The following is a 19,595-nucleotide window of genomic DNA, read 5'->3' on the forward strand; positions in this document are numbered from 1 at the left end:
CATCTCATCGGCCGTCCACGAACCTCTGGCGGGCCCGGTCGCCGGCACCGTTCAGGTTGAGCTCGAAGGTGAAGCCCTGTTCGAACCGGTAGGAGCGCTTCACATCAATCGGGTCGATCCCGTTCAGGGACTCCTTCGCCCGGCGGATGACCAGCGGATCCTTCGCCGCGATCTCCTCCGCCACCCGGTGCGCGGCCCGTCGCAGCCCGGCGGCCGGCACCACCTCCAGCACGGTCCCGAACCGGTGCAGCTCCCACGCGGTCACCGGCCGGCAGGTGTAGACCATCGTCCGCATCAGCTGGTGCGGAACCAGCCGGGCCAGATGCGTCGCCGCCCCGAGTGCACCCCGGTCCACCTCGGGCAGCCCGAACGTCGCGTCGTCGGCTGCCACCACCAGATCGGCGTTGCCGGCCAGGCCCACCCCGCCACCCAGGCAGAAGCCGTTGACCGCGGCGATCACCGGAACCGGGCAGTCGTAGACGGCCGCGAACGCCGCGGCGCAGCCCCGGTTGGCGGCCAGCAGGGCGTCGTGCCCCGGCGTCCGCTGCATCTCCTTGATGTCCACGCCCGCGCAGAACCCACGCCCCTCGGCCGCCAGCACCACGACCCTGGTCCGTTCATCGGCTCCGGCCGCGGCGACCGCGTCAGCGAGAGCGTGCCAGCCGGCCGCAGGCAGTGCGTTGACCGGCGGAAAATCGACGATCACCTCGGCGACCGTGCCTCTGTGCAGCTCAATCCCCACGGCGGCCAGGCTAACCTAGCGCTTGCTTGGGTGGCTAGCATCGATCGTCATGGACCCTCTCGACTTCACCGGCCGCACGGTGGTCGTCACCGGCGGCACCCGGGGCATCGGCGCGGCCATCGCCGCCGCCTTCCACGCCGCCGGAGCCGACGTCCTGACCTGCGGCCGCACCCCGCCGCACCCGCTTCCACCGGCCGGGTCCCCGCCGGCCGGGCTCACGGTCGCCTCCCTGCCTCCCGATCCCTCGGCGTCCTCCGCGCTCGTTCCGGAGTCGGCCCTTTCGGCGCTGGAGTTCTTTCAGGCGGATGTGCGTGATCCGGATCAGGCCACGGCCCTGGTCAAAACCGCGGTCGATCGCTTCGGGCGTGTCGACGTGGTGATCAACAACGCCGGCGGCAGCCCGGAGGTGCCCGCGGGCGACGCGTCTCCCCGCCTGCACGCGAAGATCATCGAACTCAACCTCATCGCGCCGTTGCATGTCGCGCAGGCGGCCAACGCGGTCATGCGGGACCAGGAGACCGGCGGCGTCATCCTCATGATCGGCAGTGTCAGTGGCACCCGCCCTTCGCCCGGAACCGCCGCCTACGGCGCGGCCAAGGCGGGCCTCCACCATCTCGCCACCAGCCTGGCTGCCGAGTGGGCGCCGAAAGTGCGGGTGAACACCCTGGTCGTCGGCCCGGTCGAGGCATCGGCGCCTCCCGTGCCGGACGGGACCGGCTCGGGTGGCCGGGCGGCGTCGACGGTGGCCCGGACCGTGCCGATGGGGCGGGCGGCCCGCGCCGGTGAGGTCGCCGGTGCCTGCCTGCTGCTCGCGTCGCCTCTCGCCGGCTACATCAGCGGGGCCTCTCTCGCCGTGCACGGTGGCGGCGAGTGGCCGGCGTATCTGGCGGACCTCCGGGACACGGCGTACCGTGCCGGGAAGTAGAACCTGTTTCAATTCTTGCGCCCGGAGGTCGGTATGGTGCTCTCGATCAAGGCCAAACGCGACGAGGTCGGCCTGGCCGGCGGAGAACTGCTGATCGCCGGCGACTGGCGCCCCTCCGCCGACGGCGGCACCTGGAGCCACCTGCACCCGGCGACCGCCGAGGAGGTGGGCACGTTCGCCATCGCCACGGCGTCCGACGTGGACGCGGCGGTACGCGCTGCCCGCACCGCGTTCGACGAAGGCACGTGGCCCCGTACCCGGGCGAAGGAAAGAATCAAGGTCCTGCGTCGCATCGCCGACGCCATCCGGGAGAACGCCGCGGAGCTGCAGACACTGGTCGCCCTCGACAACGGTGTGCCGGTCAGCTTCGGCGAGACGTATGCGATGTCCGTCGAGTGTGTCGCCGACATCTTCGACCACCACGCCGGATGGGTCGACAAGCTCGCCGGTGAGACGTTGCCCGGCTATCAGGGCGGCGACCACATGGTGCTCACGCTGCGCGAACCGGTCGGTGTGGTGGCCGCGATCGTCGCGTGGAACGGCCCGCTGCTGCTGACCGCCCAGAAGGTCGCCCCCGCTCTGGCCGCCGGGTGCACCGTGGTGCTGAAGCCGTCCGAGTACGCGACGTTCTCCGCGTTGCGCCTGGCCCGGATCATGGAGGAGGCCGGTCTGCCGCCGGGCGTCCTCAACGTGGTCACCGGCCCCGGCGACACCACCGGCGACGCCCTGATCAACCACCCGCAGGTCGACAAGATCAGCTTCACCGGCAGCCGCGCCGTCGGCCGCAAGGTCCTGGCCGCCGCCGCCGGCGGCGTCAAGCGAACCAGCCTGGAGCTGGGTGGCAAGAGCCCGTCACTGGTCTTCCCCGACGCCGACGTGTACGCCGCGGCCGCCACCACGATGGGCACGGTCACGATGGGCCTCTCCGGCCAGGCCTGCGTCGCGCACACCCGGGCGCTGGTGCACCGCGACGTCTACGACGAGTTCCTGGCGATCGCCGAGGCGATGGCCGCGCTGGTCACCTACGGCGACCCGTTCCACCCGGAGACGACCGCGTCCCCGCTCATCAACGAACGCCAGCTGAACCGGGTCCTCGGCTACATCGAGTCCGGCCGGGCCGAGGGCGCCCGCCTGGTGACCGGCGGCGGCCGCCCCGACGGCGAACTGGCGGCCGGCAACTTCGTCCAGCCCACCCTGTTCGCCGACGTCGCCAACGACACCACGATCGCCCGCGAGGAGATCTTCGGCCCGGTGCTGGCGGTGGTCCCGTTCACCGAGGAGGACGAGGCACTGCGCCTGGCCAACGACACGACCTACGGCCTGGCGGCGACGGTGTGGACGTCCGACGTGAAGCGGGCCTTCCGCCTGACGAAGTCCCTGCGAGCCGGAACGGTCGGCGTCAACGGTTACCAGCTGGAGCCGCACGTGGCTTTCGGCGGGTACGGCCAGTCGGGCCTGAACCGGGAGGGCGGCCGAACGTCGATCGAGGCCTACACGGAGCTGAAGACGGTCCTGATCCCCACCACCGAGGAGATGATGTAGGCCCGCGGGACCCCTCAGCTCCGGTGCCGGCCCGCCGATGGTCATTGCTGGACGGCGGTCGTTCAGGATATGGTTCCTTTCCTAGACGGGTTCCGTCTAGGAAAGGGGTTCGGGATGAGCGTGCAGCGGGAAGCCTGGCGGGCCAAGGTCCTGCCACCGGTGGAGAAGCTGGCCGGTGGGCTGGTGTCGGTCCCGGTGCCGATTCCGAACAATCCGTTGCGGTACACGCTCAGCTACCTGGTCCCGGGCGACGACGGCCTCGTCGTCGTCGACCCCGGGTGGGAGAGTGATACCGGCTGGGCGGCCCTGACCGCCGGGCTCGCCGCCGTCGGGGCGACCGCCGCCGACGTGACCGGTGTCGTGCTCACCCACGTGCACCCGGACCACCACGGGCTGACCGCGCGGCTCCGGGACGCCTCCGGCGCCTGGGTGGCGATGCATCCGGCCGAGCACGCGACGATGCTGCGGGACCGGGAGACCGCGCCGAGTGTGGCGCTGGCCGGCTGGATGCGGGACCTGCACGTTCCGCAGGAGGAGATCGCCGGGCTGATCGGGCGGTTCGGCGCGTCGGTGGACCAGCACTTCGCCCCGCTCGCCGACGCGGACGTGATGCTGAACGACGGTGATCTCGTGCCGCTGGCGGGGCGGCGGCTGCGGGCCGTCTGGACGCCCGGTCACACACCGGGTCACCTCTGCCTGTTCGAGCCGGACGCGCAGGTGCTGCTCACCGGCGATCACGTGCTCCCGCGGATCAGCCCCAACATCGGCTTGCAGCTCAGTGGTGAGGACCCGCTCGGGCTCTACCTGGAGTCGCTGGGGAAGGTGTCGGCCTACGACGGGTGCGAGGCGCTGCCGGGACACGAGTACCGGTTCCGGGGCATCGCGGCCCGCGCGGCCGAACTCGGCGAACATCACCGCGAGCGGTGCCGGGAGATCCTGGCGACAGTGGAGCGGCTGGGCGCGGCCACGATCTGGCAGGTGGCGTCGGAGCTGACATGGTCACGGCCATGGGACGAGATCGGCCCGATGCTGGTCGGCGCGGTCGCCGAGACCGCCGCCCACGTCGAGCTGCTGATCCGCACCGGCGACCTGACCCGCGACGGCGAGCACCTACGCGCCGGAGCCCTGGCCGGAGGCCGCTGAACGGCGCCGGATGATGGAGGGGTCCCAACGCGGGGCGAAGAATGTCCGCTTCGACGACTCCGCCCGTGCTCGTCCCACTCGGGTACGTGGCAGAATTGGCGCGTCATCGGTCTGGAGGTGTTGTCGATGAGTGTGACGCTGTTGGAGTATCCGGGTCCGTGGAACGAGGAACAGTACTTCGCGCTCGGTGAGACGCCGAACCGGATCGAGTTGATCGACGGGGGACTGTGGGTGAGCCCGGCACCGAGCAAACCTCATCAGGACATCTCCTTTCTCCTGATGGCCGGCATTCGCCCAGCGGTTCGGGCCGTCGGCCTGCGTGCGTACGAGGCTGCCAACGTCCGGCTCGGCACCGACCGGATCGTCATTCCTGACCTGGTGGTGGCCGACACGGATCCCAAGGGCGGCGTGATCGAGGCGTCCGAGGTCGCCTTGATCTGCGAGATCGTCTCACCGAGCAACGCCGCGAACGACCGGCTCCTCAAGATGCAGTTCTACGCTGCTGCCCGGATCGGCTGGTATCTGCTGGTCGAGCCGGACCTCACTGATTTCGAGTCGGTGGCCCTGCGCCTGTTCCGTCTTGAGGGCCAGCACTACGTCGAGCACGCCATGGTGCCGTTCGGCGCCACCCTGACTCTCGAGGTCCCGTTCTGCTGCGAGATCGACACCAGAACCCTTCTCGACTGGTAGTGCCGCCTCCCCACGAGTTCAGGGGGCGGTGACCGAGGCCAGGACGAAGTCGACCAGCTCTTCGGCGTAGCGGTCGGCGTTCGCCGCCACCTTGGCCCGGGAGCGGGACGGTGTGGTCAAGGCGTGATTGAGGGCGCCGCCACTGATCGTGTTGAGCAGCAGGGTGACGCTGATGTCCGGGCGTAGCTGGCCCCGGTCGATGCCGCGATGGACGATGGCCCGGGCCGCCGTCGCCTGGGACTGCAGGAAACGGTCCAGGTGTTCCTGACCGGCCGGGATGCTCTCCACCTCCAGCATCAGTCGCAGGACCGCGCCGCCCGACTCGTCCAGGAAGGCGTGCAGCACCTGGCGGGCCAGGGCGACCAGGTCGTCGCGCAGGCTGCCGGTGTCGATGTCGCGGACCCCGGACAGGCGGGAGGCGAACACCGCCACCAGCAACGCTTCCTTGTTGGGCCAGCGCAGGTAGATGGACGCCTTGCCGACACCGGCCCGGCGGGCGACGGCGTCGACCGAGAAACGGGCCCAGCCCTCGCCGCCGAAGACCTCGGCCGCGGCCCGGGTGATCCGTTCGTCGACCTCGGGATCGCGGGGACGGCCCACCGTCGCACCGACTGACATGCGCCCTCCCACCAGGCTCCGGCCGGCGGTCAGTCTATGCGCCCGCGGACCCCGATGGTCACGCCAGCAGCTTGCGATGGTCCCAGCTGGTGATCCGGGCCGGGTCGACCAGGTAGGCGGTGCGTTTGGGGGCGGCGTGGGCGACGTACGCGTCGAGGGCGTCGTCCGGGATGTCCGGCATCCGGGCCGCGATCAGCCGCCCGACCCCGGTGACGCCGGGCAGGTCGGCGATCACCGTCACGGTGCCGCTGATCTGGGCGCCGCGCAGTTCGAAGTAGCCCTCGCCGTCCTCGACCAGGCAGGTCAGACGCGGGTCGCGGGCCAGGTTGCGGGCCTTCTGCGAGGCCCGGTAGGTCCAGAACGCGATCCGGCCTCCGGCCGCCGCGAAGAACATGGTCACCAGATGCGGCGTGCCGTCCGGGTTGATCGTCGCGATCTGGATCTTCCGCTGGTACGCCAGAAGCGCCCCCACCTCGTCGTCGGTCATGGCGACGGTGTCCCGCTGTTTCACGATCCCTCCCCGAACGTCGACGCGGCCAGGGGCAGCGTCTCCTCGCAGACGAACCCGGGCCGGGGCGGGCCGTCGGCGAACTCGGTGCTCAGGGCCGCGTCCAGTTCGGCGGACGTCCACTGCCCGGTCGTCGCGTGGAAGACGGCCCGCACCGTGGGCGGCCCGAGCACCGCCACGACGTCGCCGTGCACCACGAACACCTCGCCGGTGATCCGGTCGCCGGACGGCCCGGCCAGGTGCACGACCAGCGGCGCAACCCGTTCCGGGGCCATCGGGTCGGGGCCGTCCGGAGCAGCGCCCATGAGCCGGCCGGTCATGGAGGTTCTTGCGCGCGGACAGATGGCGTTCGCCCGTACCCCATGTTTGAGACAACCGCGAGCGGTCGCGAGGGTGAGTGCGACGATCCCCCCTTTGGCCGCCGCGTAGTTGGGCTGGCCGGCCGAGCCGAGCAGGAACGCCTCGGACGCGGTGTTGACGATCCGGGCGTAGCCCGGCAGGCCGGTCGCCTTGGCGCGGTCCCGCCAGTACGCGGTGGCGAACCGGGTGGTCACGAAGTGGCCGCGCAGGTGGACGCGGACGACGGTGTCCCATTCCGTTTCGGACATCGAGAAGATCATCCGGTCGCGCAGCACGCCCGCGTTGTTGACCAGCACGTCCAGCCCGCCGAACGTGTCGACAGCGGTCTTGACCAGCGCCTCCCCGGTCGCCCAGTCGGCCACGTCGCCGGGGCAGGTGACCGCCTCGCCGCCGGCGGCCCGGATCTGCTCGGCCACCTCGTCGAGGGCGTCGCCGGGCAGGTCGTTGAGGACCATCCGGGCGCCGGCCGCCGCCAGCGCGCGGGCCTCTGCGGCGCCCAGCCCGGCGCCGGCCCCGGTGACGACGGCGACGCGGCCGTCGAGCGCGGCCATCTCAGTACCCCGGGCCGCTGAGCAGGCCGCCGTCGGCGAGGAACTCGGCGCCGGTGGTGTAGGACGCTTCGTCGGAGGCGAGGAAGGCGACGAGCCGGGAGATCTCCACCGGTTCGGCGAAGCGGGCGATCGGCAGGCCCTTGAGGAAACCGCTGCCGTCCACGCCGGTCATCGTCTGTGCGGCGGCCATCGCCATCGACGTCATCACGCCGCCGGGGTGCACCGAGTTGACCCGGATGCCGAGTGGTCCCAGCTCCTGCGCGGCCGACCTGGTCAGGCCGCGGACGCCGAACTTGCTGGCACTGTAGGCGGACAGGCCGGCCGCTCCGGCGAAGCCCTCGATCGACGAGATGTTCACGATCGAGCCGCCGCCGGCGTCGATCATCGCCGGGACGGCCTGCCGGATCCCGAGCCACGTGCCGACCAGGTTGACCTCGATGACCTGCCGGAACTCGGCCGGGTCCATCTCGGTGACCGGCGCGTGCCGCAGGATGCCGGCGTTGTTGACGAGCACGTCCAGCTTTCCGAACGCGTCGACCGTCGCGTCGACCGCCGCTGTCCAGTCGTCGGCGCTCGTCACGTCGTGATGCACGTACCGGCAGAGGTCGTCGCCGAGTTTGCCGGCGACCCAGCGTCCCTTCTCGTCGAGCACGTCGCCGATCACGACGCGTGCCCCCTCGGCGGCGAAGTGCCGGGCGTGGGCCTTGCCCATGCCGCGCGCCCCGCCGGTGATCAGTGCAACCTTGCCGTCAAGCCGCCCCATCCGAACCTCCCAAGCGCTTGCTTGGGAGGCTACGCCCGGATGCCGTCGAACAGAAGGCGGAGAAGTCCGTCGATGATCTGGTCGGTGCTCCACGTCGCCGACGAGCGCCACGACGTGGGCAGCCAGAGGATGTCGCGGAGCAGCCGGTACGTCAGCCGGGTGTCCAGGTCGGCCCGGAACTGCCCGCTCTGCCTACCGCGCTCGAGCAGCTCGATCCAGGTCTGCTCGATCTCCTTCATGGCCGTGCGCAGGTAGGCGAACCGAGGCTGCCCGCTGAAGTAGTTCCAGTCGTTCTGCAGCATCGTGAGCGCGGCCCGGTGCCGGCTCAGGTTGGCGGTGCTGGACCGTACGATCTGCTCGATCGCCGTCCGCGGGTCGGTGGTGTCCCGGACCGCCTCGCGGTAACCGGCGAGGACGTCCTCCAGGAAGGCGCTGAGGATCTCGTCGCCGATCGACTCCTTGGAGTCGAAGTGGTGGTAGAGGCTGCCGGACAGGATCCCGGCGGCGTCGGCGATCTCCCGCACCGTCGTCGCCCGGAAGCCCTTCTCGGCGAAGAGATCACCGGCCAGCCGGACGAGGTGCGCGCGCCGCTCGGACGGGCTCTTGGATTGCGTCACCGGCCGATTATCGCCCTTGACCGAACGCTTGCTTGGTACCAGGCTCGTCGTTAGCGTAGAACGCGTTCTCATTTTCGAGGGGGTGCCGGGATGCGAGCGGCGGTGCTGCACACGATCGGGGACGAGAAACTCGACCTCCGCGACGACGTGACGGTCCTCGGCCCCGGGCCGGGTGAGGTGCGCCTGCGGGTCCGTGCCGCGGGTGTCTGCCACTCCGACCTGTCCGCGCTGCGGGGCGGCCTGCCCCAGCCGGTGCCCGCGGTCCTCGGCCACGAGGCGGCCGGCGACGTGATCGAGGTCGGTGACGGCGTCGACGACCTGGCTCCCGGCGACCGTGTCGCGGTCAACTGGCTGCCCGCCTGCGGTGTCTGCACGCACTGCCGGCGCGGCGAGGCCTACCTGTGCATGACCCACGTGATGGCCGGCTACGTGATACCCCGGTTCACCGCCGGTGACCTGGAGATCTTCGGGATGGCCGGGTGCGGCTCGTTCGCCGAGGAGATGGTGGTGCCCCGGGCCGGCGCCGTGAAGATCGACGACGACGTGCCGTACGAGGTGGCCGCCCTGGTCGGCTGCGGCGTCACCACCGGTGTCGGCGCGGTGATCAACACGGCGCGGGTGCGGCCCGGTGACAGCGTCGTGGTGATCGGCTGCGGCGGCGTCGGCATCGCCGCGATCCAGGGCGCCCGCCTGGCCGGGGCCGCGCAGATCATGGCGGTCGACACGGTTCCCGCCCGGCACGAGGCGGCCCGCCGCTTCGGCGCCACCCACACCGCCACCCCCGACGAGCTCGGCGATCTGCAGGGCGAGGTGGTGCCGGAGGGCTTCGACCACGCCTTCGACGTGGTGGCCGTGCCACAGACGCTGCGCACCGCGTGGACCGCCACCCGGCGCGGCGGCCAGGTCATCGTGGTCGGTGCGGGCCGGGCCGAGGACCAGGTCGAGTTCAGCCCGTTCGAGCTGCTCTTCGAGGGCAAGACGATCGTCCCCTCGCTGTACGGCTCGGCCGAACCACACCGTGACTTCCCGCGCCTGCTGGCCCTGTGGCGGGCCGGTCGCCTCGACATCGAGGGCATGATCAGCCGCCGCCTGCGCCTCGACCAGGTCGGCGACGGCCTGGCCGCGCTCGGCAGCGGCGACGTGATCCGCCAAGTGATCATCAACGACTGATCATGCGGCTCGGGATTCAGCTCGGCTACAGCGGTGAGGGCTTCGCCGCGGCCGTCGACGAGGTCGTCGAGTTCGAACAGGCCGGCGCCGACCTGGTGGTGGTCCCGGAGGCGTACAGCTTCGACGCCGTCAGCCAACTGGGTTACCTCGCCGCCCGAACGCGGACGATGGATCTGGCGTCCGGTGTGATGCAGCTCTACACTCGCACTCCTACGCTGACCGCGATGACCGCCGCCGGACTCGACTACGTGTCCGGCGGCCGGTTCAACCTCGGCCTCGGCGCGTCCGGACCCCAGGTCATCGAGGGCTTCCACGGCGTCCGCTACGACGCTCCGGTCGCCCGCACCCGCGAGATCGTCGAGATCTGCCGCCGCGTCTGGCGCCGCGAGACCCTCACCGTCGACGGCCCCCACTACCGGATCCCGCTCCCGGGTGACTACGCCAAACCCCTCAAGATCATTAATCATCCGGTACGGCCACGCGTCCCGATCCTGCTGGCCGCCATGGGCCCCCGGAACGTGGCCCTGGCCGCCGAGATCGCCGAGGGCTGGCAGGCCCTCTGGCTCGACCCGCGATCGTCCGACCGGATCTTCGGCGAGTCACTGGCCGACGGACGGTCCCGGCGCGACCCCGCACTCGGGCCGCTGGAGATCAGCGTGCCCGTACCGTTCGCCATCGGCGACCCGGACCCGGCCCTGCTCGACCGGCACCGCGCCCAGCTCGCCCTCTACCTCGGCGGCATGGGCGCCCGCGGCCGCAACTTCTCCAACGACCTGGTCCGCCGCTACGGGTACGCCGAGGAGGCCACCCGCATCCAGGACCTCTACCTGTCCGGCCGGCGCGCCGAGGCCGTCGCCGCCGTCCCCGCGGACCTGGTCACCGCGACGTCCCTGACCGGCCGCCCCGACGACGTCCGCCGCGGCCTCGACGCCCTCGCCGCCGCCGGCGTCACCACCCTGCTGGCGTCCCCGCTGGCCGCCACCCGCGCCGAACGGGTCAAACAGATAGCCGAACTCCGCGCGCTCCTGCCGTCCATATAGTGGGGTCGTGGCCCAGGGTCTGACCTATGTCGATGCCGTCAAACTTCTCGGCGGCTCCGGGCCGCTCATGAAGGCCGCCGACAACCTGCTGGGCGGTGCCCTCGCCGTCGCCACGGCGGGCGGCAGCGAGGCTGCCATCAGCCTCTTCGACGCCAAGACCGAGGTGATCCGGCTCGGGCATCTGGTGGCCGAGAAGATCACCGATGTCGTACGGGGACAGGGCCGCTACGACCGCAGCCGGCGACTGCACGCCGCACACGGTGTCCTGGCCGTCGCGTCATTCTTCGCATCGCTGGACGACTGCCTCGACGCCGCCGGACTCGCGAACCCCGGCTTCACCCGCGACGACCAGCTCCTGTTCCTCACCGCCGCCCGCACCGACGGCTCCTGGCAGTCCCGCCTGCTCGACGCCGACATCCCCGCGCCGGGCCCGGACCTCACCGGCGACCGTCTCCTCGACGACCTCACCGAGTGGTTCGCCGACTCCGGCCGGCGGATGGCCACCCACCTGATGCTCCTGGCGGTCTGGGAGGCCGCCGACGAACGGGCCCGCCGCGCCGTCGACGTCGCCCTGGCCGAACGGCTGCCGGAGCTCGCCGCCGAACGCTACGAGGAGACCGTCCGCCGTCTCACCCAGGACGTGCCCGAGTTCGGCATCTGGCTGTCCCGTCTCGAGTCCCGCGCCGTGTCCCGCGGACTGGAGGGCCTGGAGACGGCCCTGCTCAAGGCCACCTCGCACCGCGACCCGGACCGTCACCGGGACGCGCTGGCCCGCATCTACCGGGCCGAACTCGACGAGCCCATCCTCGGCGGCGACGCCGGCGACCTGACCATGCCGAGCCTGGCCGCCGCCTACCTGGACCCACGGTTCCGGGTGAAACCGGGCGGCCCCGGCCTGCGCCCCGCCGACGAGGACTGGTGGACCGAGGCCGGCGTCCGCACCGACTTCGACACGTTCCTCGCCACCTACCTGACCACTCCGCAGGCGGCCGCCGTACCGCTGGTGCTGCTCGGCCAGCCCGGCGGCGGCAAGTCGTCGCTGACCAGGATCCTCGCGGCCCGGCTCCCGGCCGCCGACTACCTGGTGGTCCGGGTGGCGCTGCGCGAGGTCCGGGCCGAGGCGACCATCCAGGACCAGATCGAGCAGGCGCTGCGCGGGGCCATCGGCGAGACCGTGGCCTGGGCCGACCTGGCCGCGTCGGCGGACGCCTCGATGCCGGTGATCCTGCTCGACGGACTCGACGAACTGTTGCAGGCGACCGGGGTGCACCAGTCCGACTACCTGGAGCGGGTGGCCGAGTTCCAGCGGCGTGAGTCCCGCCTCGGCCGTCCCGCAGCGGTCGTCGTGACCAGCCGGGTCGCGGTCGCCGACCGGGCCCGTATCCCCGCCGGCGGTCTGGTCGCGCGCCTCGAACCGTTCGACGAACCGCAGGTCGACCGCTGGCTGGACCTCTGGAACACGGCCAACGCACGGTACTGGTCCGGGACCGGGCGGCGGCCGCTCACCCGCGAGGTGGTCCTGCGTTTCCCCGACCTGGCCGTCCAGCCGCTGCTGCTGCTCATGCTGGCGCTCTACGACGCCGGGGCGAACGCCCTCCAGGATGCCGAGGACCTCGGCACCGGCGAACTCTACGAGCGCCTCCTGCACGACTTCGCCGAACGCGAGGTCCGCCGCGTCCACGGCACCCACCTGCCCGAACCCGAGCGGCAGGACCTGGTCCGCGACGAACTGGAACGACTGTCGGTGGTGGCGTTCGCGATGTTCCACCGGCTGCGTCTGTGGGCGACCACCGACGAACTCGACAAGGATCTGACCGGCCTCGGCCTGCGGGCGTCGGCCACGCCGAGCACCGAGGGATTCCAGCGCGCTTTCAGCGCGGGAGAGGAGATGGTCGGCCGGTTCTTCTTCATCCAGCGCGCCCGGGCGGTCCAGGACGACAGGACCAGGCAGACGTACGAGTTCTTGCACGCCACCTTCGGCGAATATCTGGTGGCGCGTCTCGTGGCCCAAGCGGTCGGCCAGGGTGTGGCCCTGTCCCGCGCCCGAACCGGCCGCCTCGGACACGTCGAGGACGACACCCTGCTCCGCGACCTGCTCGGTTTCACACCGTTGTGCGCCCGCAGCACGATCGTCCCGTTCCTGCGCAGATTGCTGCCCGCCGACTCCCGATCGTGGCTCCTGGAGAAGCTGCGCGTCGCCGTGACCAGGCCGACCCACACCCCACGCGACTACCAGCCCGTCGACAAACGCATCGACCACTGGATGGCCACCTACTCTTTCAACCTGACCCTGCTGGTCCTGTCCTGCGGCGGCCAGGTCCGTGCCTCCGACCTCTATCTCCACGCCGAAGATCCGGCGAAGTGGTTGCGCGACACGGCTCTGCAATGGAGGGCGGCAATCCCCGGCGGCATGCTCCTCGACGGCCTGACCTCGGTCCAGGTGACCCGCACGTGGGCCGACGACGAACGTCGCGACCTGGCCCTGGAGTTCGCCGACGAGCCCATCGCGACAGCCGTCGATCCGCGCTGGTCGAACCAGTTCGGCCCGAGCTGGAAGTTCCCGAACTCGGGAGTCGCTGACGGCTTCAGCGACAACTTTCCGCTGACTCAGGCCTTGACCCTCATGGACCTTTCCGGTGCCTTCAGTGATGACGTCCTGCGCCACACCGTTGATCCGATTCTGAGCGGTCTGTCGTGGACGTCTATGGCCACCTTCATCGAGCACGAATCCGGCGATGCCGAGTCGATTGCGCAGAGTCTCGTCCGGCTGGCTGTCGCTCCCGCCTCGGACGACTTGTCGGGACTCTATTTCCGTGCGACTACGGCGATCACGCGGGCCGGATACTCGGTTCACAGCAATCCCTCCTCCGTCGAGTGGACGAAGATCATCCTTCGGTCGCTGGAGAGGGACGCGAAGCGCCTGCCGTCTGCTGACGTGTGTCGAATAATCGACCTTGTCGACAGTGCGGAGGCTCCTCTCGACGATGAGTGCTTCGTGCTCATGCTGCTGGCCCTTGCCGCTGGTTGGCCTGCCGCAGGGGACGCCTATCTCGAGCGTCTCGCCCGCATCATCGACGCGGTCGTGGGTTTGGACGTCTCACTCTCGCCGGAGGACTGCCTCCGGTTGTTGACCGGCCTGCCGGTACCGCTGCCGCTGCCACTCGGCAACCTGCTGGAAATGATCGTGGACGGCATGGGAACCCCGGATTGCCTGGAGCGTCTTCGATCGGATCCCGACTTCGCGGTCCGCATTCGCGCCGGGCTGGCGCGCTTCGACGGTTACCTCGACCCGGTGGACTGACCCGGTGGCGCCCTCCCCCCTCCCCCGGAGAGAGGGGAAGGGGGGAGGGCGCCGTGATGGGGGACGGGGTTACACGCTGATGCGGCCGGCGCCGGCGTTCGCGGTCACGATGGACTTCACGTTGGCGGCGGCGTCGGGGGTGTAGGAGTACGGGATCGAGGCCACGGAACCGCCGGTCTGGCCGCTTCCCGAGTTGACCAGCAGGTTGTTGCGGGCCACCAGCGTTCCCGGGCCGGAGGAGGCTTCGCCCAGGTGGAACGGGTCGCTGACGTTCTCGAACGAGTTGGACTCGACGAGGACTCCGGCGCCTTCGGTGCTGGCTACGCCGTACCCGGAATTGCTGTTGTAGTAGTTGTTGTAGACGTGCACCGGGTTGCCGAAACGGACCCGCGGGTGCCGCTGGGTCGAGGCGTCGAACCAGTTGTGGTGGTAGGTGACGCGCAGGTGGCCGACGTCCTGGCTCGCGTTGCTGTCGCTGTGGCCGAGCAGCATGGATTTGTCGTGGTTGAATACCCGGTTCCATGAGACGGTGATGAAATCGGAGCCGCGTTTGATGTCGACGGCCCCGTCGTATCCGTTGCTGAAACTGTTGTGGTCGATCCAGATGTTGGTGGCCGATTCCTGGACGTTGACGGCGTCGTCGTTCCAGTTCCGGAAGGCCAGATTGCGGATGATCACATTGCGGTCGCCGTTGATGTTGAAACCGCAGCCGACGATCGCCGCACCGGAGTTGCCGATGATCGTCTTGTTGGACCGGACCCGCAGCATGCCCGAGCACGAGATGGTGCCGGAGACGCGGATGGTGGCCGCCGACGTGGACGCGAGTGCCGTGGTGAGCGCGGATGCGCTGGTCACGGTCGTGGTGGCAGCGCTGCCCCCGCCGGTGGTGCCACCGTTCTGGGTGGCCCAGCCGACGAGGTCGGTGATCGCCGCGGCGGCCGGCGTGGGCACGGCGAGCGCGGCGCCGATGAGGGCGAGGGGGACGGCGCCCTGCATGAGCCGATGAATTCGGCGCATTTCCTGCTCCTTTTCAGGTAGCGAGAAATCCGCGAGAGGGGCGCGAACGCGGGGACGTTCGTATTGGGCGCCCGTCACGGATCTGGGGGATTTGGGGAGCGCTCCCGAGCCCCAGAAAAGCACAGCATCGGTGGGATGTGAAGACAAATCCGTTTGCAGGATTTCTGCAACAAGGAGGGGACAAGCGCAGGAACGCCCCGGCTCGTCCGATCGGGGACGACCCGGGGCGTTCGTGAAGTCAGCCGGTCAGCGTGGCGTCAGGGTCACCGCGACCTGCCCGGTTCCGCGCTTGCGGTCGGCCTTCGGGACGGCGCTGCGGATCGCCCCGGTGGTGCCGCGGAGCGTGTCCAGGATCGCCTTGGCCGAGCGGCTGCCCTCCGGCATGTACTTCTCGTAGATCGTGTTCAGGCACTCGCTGGTGAACATGGCGACGGTCGGCCCGGTGGTGCGCAGAGCGGCGAGCACGTCCTGGTCGGATCCGGCCGCGTTGGAGGTGCGCTCCAGCACGCAGGCGCTGAACTCGAACAGGTCGGCGACGCCGCGCCCGGCACCGGTCAGGCCGGCGGCCCGCAGCAGGCTCTGCACGGCCGGGGCGTCGACCGCACCGGCGGCGAGGGCCTCGCGGGTCGCGGCGCCGTGCTCGGTGTGGGCGAGCAGCAGCGCCTCGGCGGTCCGCGGGCGCAGCGCCTGGCTGTTGGGCAGCATCAGGTCGAGCTGGCGCAGCCCGGCGTCGAGCGCGACCACCGACCAGTCGAGGCGGCCGGTGAGGCGGACCGGTGTACGGCTGCCGGGCTGGAGCTCCAGGGTGACGGTCTGCCCGCCGCCGACCGCGACGGCGCCGGTCAGATAGGTGAGCAGGGTGTCGCGGATGCCGTCGAGCGCGTCCGGGCTGTCGGCGGTGACCAGGGTGTCGACGACCGGGCGGACCCGGCCGTCGGCGGGCAGGTCGAGGAGGACCGGGAACGGGAGCCGGTTGCGGACCAGGATCTGCTGGGAGCCGGTGCCGGCGAGCACGCAGGCGTCGAAACGGCCTTTCGGGGTGGAGACGACGTTGACCGAGACGTTCGTGGCCCGCGGCTCGCAGACCAGATCCTCCGGCTCGCCGGTGAGGTGCTCGACGGCGTCGGCCAGGGAGGCGATGGCGGCGGCCCGCGCGTACGCCCAGAAGCCCCGGTTGGTGCCCTCCTTGATCGGCAGCACCACGCCGGCGTCGGTGGTGATCGAGTCGCCGACCGCGTCGGTCGTGAGCCGCCAGGTGCCGAGGACGTAGCTGTCGAAGAGGATGGTGTCGCCGGCGACCGCCCGCTCGACCGCGTCGGTGACGGTGCCGGTCAGGGGCACCCAGCCACCGAGGTCGGCGGACCAGCCGAAGACGTTGAGCATCTCGGGGCGCACACCGTCGGGCAGCTCGCCGTAGTCGATGGCGATCCGGCCCCTGGTGAGGTCACCTTCCACATCGATGGTCACCATGTCACCGACGGTGATGATGCCGGGTGGGGCGGGGCGGTCGGCGGGCAGCGGCTCGACCCCGAAGCGGACGCGTATGTCACCGCGGCCACCGCCGTCGGGCACGCTGAAGCGGACGAGACCGTCCAACGCGGACTTGGAGTCGCCACCGGCTTCCACGAGCCTGGAGTCGGGCACACCGATGGGCCCGCATGCCGCGAGTCCGGCACCGAGAGCGGTGACCAGAATGCCCGCAAGCATCCCCCGTACGAATTTCATGTTGTCCTCCCCGGCGGAGGAGGATAACCGGCGAATGTGAAATCCGGTCACCGACCGCAACGTGTCGACCGTCGCACTCCCCGGCTCGGGCGGCGGCGGTCGTACCCGCATCGTAGCGTCGCCGTCGAGGCCCGGTCCGTCCCTCGGCGCCCGAACCAGCCGATCGGGCCCTCGACCTGCACGAGCGCACATCGGGTGATATGACTCATCGGTGCGATCACCATGGCGGCATCCGGCCCGTGTCGTGCCGCTGGCGTTCCTCGCCCTGATCGCGGTCGGCACCGGGCTGATGATGCTGCCGGCGGCCCGCGCCGAGCCCGGCCACGCGCCGTTCGTCACCGCACTGTTCACCGCCACGTCGGCGGTCTGCGTCGCGGGTATGGCCGTGGTCGACACGCCCGGCTACTGGTCGACGTTCGGGCACGTGCTGCTCACCGTGCTCACCCAGATCGGCGGGTTCGGCATCATGGCGCTGGCGACGCTGCTCAGCCTGCTGGTCTCGCGCCGGCTCGGCCTGCGCGGGCGGCTGCTGGCCCAGGCCGAGAGTTCCGGGTTGTCCGGTGGCAACACGGCAGCCGTGCTGACCCGGGTGGCCCTGGTGATGCTGGTCGGCGAGAGCCTGATCGCGGTGATCCTCACCCTGCGGTTCTGGCTGACCTACGACTACCCGTTCGGCCGGGCGCTGTGGGAGGCGGTCTTCCACTCGGTGCAGGCGTTCAACAACGCCGGGTTCGCGCTCTACTCCGACAGTCTCGTCGGGTTCGTCACGGATCCGTGGATCTGCCTGTCCCTGGCGTTCGGGGTGATGGCCGGGTCGATCGGCTTCCCGGTCCTGTTCGAGCTCGCGCGCGAGTGGCGTACCCCCGGAGCCTGGTCGACCCACACCTTCCTGACGGTGACCGGCAGCCTGTTGCTGACGGCCGTCGGTTTTCTGGTCTTCCTGGTGTTCGAGTGGCGCAACCCGGGCACGCTCGGCGGGCTGAGCACGCCGGGCAAGGTGCTGGCCGCGTTCACGCAGGACGTGATGACCCGGTCCGGCGGCTTCAACAGTGTCGACCTGGGCCGGCTCAACAGCGAGACGATCGCCGTCACCAACGGGCTGATGTTCATCGGCGGTGGAAGTGCCAGCACCGCCGGCGGCATCAAGCTGACCACGTTCATGCTGCTCGGCTACGTGATCTGGGCGGAGATCCGCGGCGAACCGGACGTGGTGATCCGCAAACGCCGGATCGCCGAGGAGACCCAGCGGCAGGCCGTCACCGTCGCCCTGATGGGTGTCGCCCTGGTCGCCACCGGTACCGTGGCCCTGGACGCGCTGACCGAGGACGTGCCGTTCGACCGGGCGCTGTTCGAGGTCACCTCGGCCTTCGCGACGGTCGGCCTGAGCACCGGCATCACCCCGAGCCTGCCGCCGTCCGCGCAGGCCGTCCTGGTCCTGTTGATGTATGTGGGCCGCGTCGGCACCATCGCGGTCGGCACCGCGATCGCGCTGAACACGCAACGCCGGCACTACCGCTACCCGGAGGAGAGACCCCTCGTTGGCTGACCAGAAGCTGCCCGAAGGCTCCCACGTCGCGGTCATCGGCCTCGGCCGGTTCGGTGGGGCCGTCGCCGAGTCGCTGCTCGAACTCGGCTACGAGGTGCTCGGCATCGACTCCGATCCGCGGATCGTGCAGGACTGGTCGGACCGCCTCACCCAGGTCGCCGAGGCCGACTCCACCGACGACGAGGCGCTGCGCCAGCTGGGCGTCCACGAGTTCGGGCGGGCCGTCGTCGCGATCGGCACCAACCTGGAGACCAGCGTCCTGACCGTGCTGACCCTGACCGAGATGGGCGTCCCGGAGATCTGGGCCAAGGCGACGAGCGTCAAACACGGCAAGATCCTCTCCTCGGTCGGTGCCGACCACGTCGTCTTCCCCGAGTCGGAGATGGGCGAGCGGGTCGGGCACCTGATCTCCGGGCGGATGCTCGACTACATCGAGTTCGACGACGGCTTCGCCATCGCCAAGGTCCGGGCGCCGCGCGGCGCCGCCGGCCGGACCCTCGCCCAGCTGGCCCTACGCACCAAGTGGGGCGTCACCGTGGTCGGCACCAAACGGCCCGGCGAGGATTTCGTGTACGCACGGCCCGAGACCGTCGTCCCCGAGGGCGCGGTCCTGATCGTCGCCGGCGACACCGCCAAGGTCGAGGCCTACGCCGCCGAGAACTGACGTCACCCGGCCCCGGCCAGCCGCTGTGCCCCGGCGCTGACGAACGCCAGGAAATCGGCCTGGTCGGTCTCGTCGCCCCCGGCCATCTCGAAGACCGCCAGCAGATCGCCGTCGGCCACCGCGGCGACGGCGGCCTCGGTCCGTGTGCCGTCGGTGGCGACCTTCACCTCCCGGAACCCGGCGGCCGCGTCACCCAGGACGGGCAGGGTGAGTGCGGTGAGCGTGCGGGTGAAGGTGTCATCCTTCTCCTCCGGGCAACGGGTGAGCGTCGCCTGTGCGGCCGCCACGAAGGCCCGCGCGTTGAAGGAGCCCGGCGCGGCGACACCCATGGCGACGCCGGTGTCGTCCGCCTCCGTGAAGGACCGCATCACCACCGTGGTCTCGGGCTCGTCCTCCGGACCCGGGTCGTCGGCGCACAGGCTCCGGCCACGCGGGACGGGCAGCTGGACGTCCTGCGTGTCCCCCACCCGGTAGCCGGCCGGCGCCCCGGCCTCGGTGAGCAGGAGTTCCCGCAGTTCAGCGAGGGGCGGTGGGGTGGCCACGGCGGGACCGGCCGGCACCGTGACGGCGGCGGTCACGGCGACCGCCAGGAAGATCGTTCGCATGCCGCCGACGCTAGAGGCGGTCCCGGCCGACCGGGGTGTGATCGCCTCAGGACCGCCCGATTTGGGGC

At 70.8% G+C, this 19,595-nt stretch carries 18 protein-coding genes; 9 read left to right on the top strand and 9 right to left on the bottom strand.

The features are described from left to right. Positions 1–4 precede the first annotated feature (4 nt). Positions 5–742 carry an enoyl-CoA hydratase family protein gene (locus ACFO0C_RS29985; protein WP_378070073.1) on the bottom strand — a complete coding sequence of 246 codons (738 nt, stop codon included), beginning with the start codon at positions 740–742 and terminating at the stop codon, positions 5–7. Positions 743–791: 49 nt separating this feature from the next. Between ACFO0C_RS29985 and ACFO0C_RS29990 the strand changes: the two genes are divergently transcribed. The 4 genes from ACFO0C_RS29990 (at position 792) to ACFO0C_RS30005 (ending at position 5,042) form a co-directional block, all read left to right on the top strand. Further along, the gene (locus tag ACFO0C_RS29990) at positions 792–1,667 is read left to right on the top strand and encodes an SDR family oxidoreductase (RefSeq protein WP_378070074.1); all 876 of its coding nucleotides are present in this window, start codon (positions 792–794) and stop codon (positions 1,665–1,667) included. A gap of 33 nt (positions 1,668–1,700) precedes the next feature. Beyond that, positions 1,701–3,209: an aldehyde dehydrogenase family protein gene (locus ACFO0C_RS29995; protein ID WP_378070075.1), complete on the top strand. Its 1,509-nt coding sequence runs from the start codon at positions 1,701–1,703 to the stop codon at positions 3,207–3,209. A 114-nt stretch (positions 3,210–3,323) separates the two neighbouring features. Further along, complete coding sequence (locus ACFO0C_RS30000; RefSeq protein WP_378070076.1) at positions 3,324–4,352, top strand: MBL fold metallo-hydrolase; 1,029 nt, start codon at positions 3,324–3,326, stop codon at positions 4,350–4,352. A 126-nt stretch (positions 4,353–4,478) separates the two neighbouring features. After that, positions 4,479–5,042: a Uma2 family endonuclease gene (locus tag ACFO0C_RS30005; protein WP_378070077.1), complete on the top strand. Its 564-nt coding sequence runs from the start codon at positions 4,479–4,481 to the stop codon at positions 5,040–5,042. Between the two features lie 18 nt (positions 5,043–5,060). Here the strand turns inward: ACFO0C_RS30005 and ACFO0C_RS30010 are convergent, their stop codons facing one another. The 5 genes from ACFO0C_RS30010 to ACFO0C_RS30030 are packed head-to-tail and all read right to left on the bottom strand — an operon-like array spanning position 5,061 to position 8,459. Continuing rightward, positions 5,061–5,660, bottom strand: a complete 600-nt coding sequence (locus ACFO0C_RS30010; protein WP_378070078.1) for a TetR/AcrR family transcriptional regulator — start codon at positions 5,658–5,660, stop codon at positions 5,061–5,063. A 58-nt stretch (positions 5,661–5,718) separates the two neighbouring features. After that, entirely contained in the window at positions 5,719–6,171 is a 453-nt protein-coding gene (locus ACFO0C_RS30015) for a pyridoxamine 5'-phosphate oxidase family protein (protein ID WP_378070079.1), read from the bottom strand. Further along, positions 6,168–7,079, bottom strand: coding sequence for an SDR family NAD(P)-dependent oxidoreductase (locus ACFO0C_RS30020; RefSeq protein WP_378070080.1), 912 nt, complete (start codon positions 7,077–7,079; stop codon positions 6,168–6,170). The genes ACFO0C_RS30015 and ACFO0C_RS30020 overlap by 4 nt, the downstream gene beginning before the upstream one ends. A 1-nt stretch (position 7,080) precedes the next feature. Continuing rightward, positions 7,081–7,842, bottom strand: coding sequence for a glucose 1-dehydrogenase (locus tag ACFO0C_RS30025; RefSeq protein WP_378070081.1), 762 nt, complete (start codon positions 7,840–7,842; stop codon positions 7,081–7,083). A 29-nt stretch (positions 7,843–7,871) separates the two neighbouring features. Continuing rightward, positions 7,872–8,459 carry a TetR/AcrR family transcriptional regulator gene (locus ACFO0C_RS30030; protein WP_378070082.1) on the bottom strand — a complete coding sequence of 196 codons (588 nt, stop codon included), beginning with the start codon at positions 8,457–8,459 and terminating at the stop codon, positions 7,872–7,874. A 90-nt stretch (positions 8,460–8,549) separates the two neighbouring features. On the opposite strand from ACFO0C_RS30030, the gene ACFO0C_RS30035 reads away from it, so the two are divergent. The 3 genes from ACFO0C_RS30035 to ACFO0C_RS30045 are packed head-to-tail and all read left to right on the top strand — an operon-like array spanning position 8,550 to position 13,970. Further along, a complete protein-coding gene (locus ACFO0C_RS30035) occupies positions 8,550–9,629 on the top strand; it encodes a Zn-dependent alcohol dehydrogenase (protein ID WP_378070083.1) in 1,080 nt (359 codons plus the stop codon). Positions 9,630–9,631: 2 nt separating this feature from the next. Then, on the top strand, positions 9,632–10,669 hold the full coding sequence (locus ACFO0C_RS30040) for an LLM class F420-dependent oxidoreductase (RefSeq protein WP_378070084.1): 1,038 nt from the start codon (positions 9,632–9,634) through the stop codon (positions 10,667–10,669). A 7-nt stretch (positions 10,670–10,676) separates the two neighbouring features. Further along, positions 10,677–13,970, top strand: coding sequence for an NACHT domain-containing protein (locus ACFO0C_RS30045; RefSeq protein ID WP_378070085.1), 3,294 nt, complete (start codon positions 10,677–10,679; stop codon positions 13,968–13,970). A 69-nt stretch (positions 13,971–14,039) separates the two neighbouring features. Here ACFO0C_RS30045 and ACFO0C_RS30050 read toward each other — a convergent pair whose 3' ends face one another. Both ACFO0C_RS30050 and ACFO0C_RS30055 read right to left on the bottom strand, forming a co-directional pair. Further along, positions 14,040–14,987, bottom strand: coding sequence for a pectate lyase family protein (locus ACFO0C_RS30050; protein WP_378070086.1), 948 nt, complete (start codon positions 14,985–14,987; stop codon positions 14,040–14,042). 246 nt (positions 14,988–15,233) lie between these two features. Continuing rightward, positions 15,234–16,712, bottom strand: a complete 1,479-nt coding sequence (locus ACFO0C_RS30055) for a hypothetical protein (RefSeq protein ID WP_378070087.1) — start codon at positions 16,710–16,712, stop codon at positions 15,234–15,236. 211 nt (positions 16,713–16,923) lie between these two features. On the opposite strand from ACFO0C_RS30055, the gene ACFO0C_RS30060 reads away from it, so the two are divergent. Both ACFO0C_RS30060 and ACFO0C_RS30065 read left to right on the top strand, forming a co-directional pair. After that, on the top strand, positions 16,924–18,258 hold the full coding sequence (locus ACFO0C_RS30060) for a TrkH family potassium uptake protein (RefSeq protein ID WP_378070088.1): 1,335 nt from the start codon (positions 16,924–16,926) through the stop codon (positions 18,256–18,258). Then, positions 18,251–18,922 (top strand): potassium channel family protein, encoded by a 672-nt coding sequence (locus ACFO0C_RS30065; protein WP_378070089.1) that lies wholly within the window; start codon positions 18,251–18,253, stop codon positions 18,920–18,922. The genes ACFO0C_RS30060 and ACFO0C_RS30065 overlap by 8 nt, the downstream gene beginning before the upstream one ends. A 2-nt stretch (positions 18,923–18,924) precedes the next feature. Here the strand turns inward: ACFO0C_RS30065 and ACFO0C_RS30070 are convergent, their stop codons facing one another. Continuing rightward, positions 18,925–19,527, bottom strand: a complete 603-nt coding sequence (locus ACFO0C_RS30070; RefSeq protein WP_378070090.1) for a hypothetical protein — start codon at positions 19,525–19,527, stop codon at positions 18,925–18,927. Positions 19,528–19,595: the final 68 nt, after the last annotated feature.

It is taken from the genome of Actinoplanes subglobosus, assembly GCF_042650585.1.
Taxonomy (GTDB): Bacteria; Actinomycetota; Actinomycetes; order Mycobacteriales; family Micromonosporaceae; genus Actinoplanes; species Actinoplanes subglobosus.